General features: G+C 64.1%; 2 protein-coding genes. One reads left to right on the top strand and one right to left on the bottom strand.

Annotated features, from left to right (window positions below):
- Positions 1–61 precede the first annotated feature (61 nt).
- Positions 62–523: an Mpo1 family 2-hydroxy fatty acid dioxygenase gene (locus QUG01_RS19880; protein WP_500831600.1), complete on the bottom strand. Its 462-nt coding sequence runs from the start codon at positions 521–523 to the stop codon at positions 62–64.
- An 87-nt stretch (positions 524–610) separates the two neighbouring features.
- On the opposite strand from QUG01_RS19880, the gene hutC reads away from it, so the two are divergent.
- On the top strand, positions 611–1,327 hold the full coding sequence (hutC, locus tag QUG01_RS19885; protein WP_500831601.1) for a histidine utilization transcriptional repressor HutC: 717 nt from the start codon (positions 611–613) through the stop codon (positions 1,325–1,327).
- The last annotated feature ends 131 nt before the right edge of the window (positions 1,328–1,458 follow it).

Raw genomic sequence — 1,458 nt, forward strand, 5'->3', positions numbered from 1 at the left:
CGGCGCGCGAAACGCCTCGATTCGGCGCAAAACGCATCCCGGCGCGACCGCTCACAAAACGTCAACAGCCCCTAGGCGTTTCGCGATCGATCAGCCCCAACCGCAGCCACAGCGCGCGCAGGGTCCACAGCGGGCCGATCAGCAGGAATTGCAAATCCTGGGTGAACGAAGGTTTTCTGCCTTCGCGCGCATGGCCGACGAACTGGCCCGCCCAGGCCAGCGCGAACACCAGCAGCGACAGGTAGCCCAGCGGCCAGCCGGCGCTTTGCGCCGCGCTCAGCAACAGCAGTCCTACGCTGCACAACAGCGCCATCACCAGCGCCGCCTGGCGCGACAGCCGCCAGTACCAGGCCACGCCCGCCAGCACGGCCAGCCAGGCCCAGGGCAGCGGGCCGGGCAGGGCCATCAGCATGCCCAGCAGCGACAGCACGATCAGCGGCACGCACAGCTTGTGCATGGCGATGTTGAACGGATGGCGATGGCTTTCGTCGTACGCCTCCAGCCACTGCGGCAGGGTCATCATGGCTTGCCTCCGGTTTTCTGCGCTGGATCATCCAGCGATGCGGCCGCTCGCGCTACAATCGGCCATTCCCTCGAACATGGAGCCACGGTGTCAGACGCCCCGCAACCCCGTTATCAACGGATCAAGGACTACATCCTGTCCGGCATTCGCGACCGCCACTTCCTGCCCGGTTGCAAGATTCCGCCGGAGCTGGAGCTGGCGCGCCAGTTTGGCGTGTCGCGGATGACGGTCAACAAGGCGGTGCGCGACCTGGCCGAAGCCGGCATCCTGCTGCGTTTCGCCGGCGACGGCACTTACGTGGCGGAACGCAAGGCGGAGTCGCCGTTGTTGGACATCAACAACATCGCCGCCGAGATCGAGGCGCGCGGCCACCTTCATACCGCTCAAGTGATGGTGCTGGAGGCGGTGCCGGCCAGCGAGGAAGTGGCCTTGCGGCTGAGCGTGCGCGCCGGCGGCCTGGTGTATCACTCGCTGATCGTGCATTGCGAGGATGAGGTGCCGATCCAGCTGGAAGACCGCTACGTCAACCCGGCTTTCGCGCCCGACTACCTGCGGCAGGATTTCCGCGAACGCACCCCCAACGACTACCTGATGCAAAGCTGCCCGCTCACGGATATCGAGCATAGCGTGGAAGCCGTGCTGCCGGGGCCGGCGGAGCAGGCGCTGTTGGGCATTGCCGCCGCCGAGCCCTGCCTGTTGGTGTTGCGCCGCACCTGGTCGCACAAGAAGCTGGTCAGCTTCGCCCGGCTGACGCATCCCGGGCTGCGTTACAAGCTGCGTTCGCAAACGCGCGTGAAAAAGTAAATCGGTATATACAATTAATGCGATTAGGAAAAGGCTGCCAGCGGGCAGCCTTTTTTATGGCTATGTCCCAATTGTAAGTTGGTAACTACACTGAAGTAAGCCTCTCACCAGGAGCGTGATGATGGATACCC

The sequence above is a fragment of the Chromobacterium sp. CCUG 76385 genome (assembly GCF_059916625.1).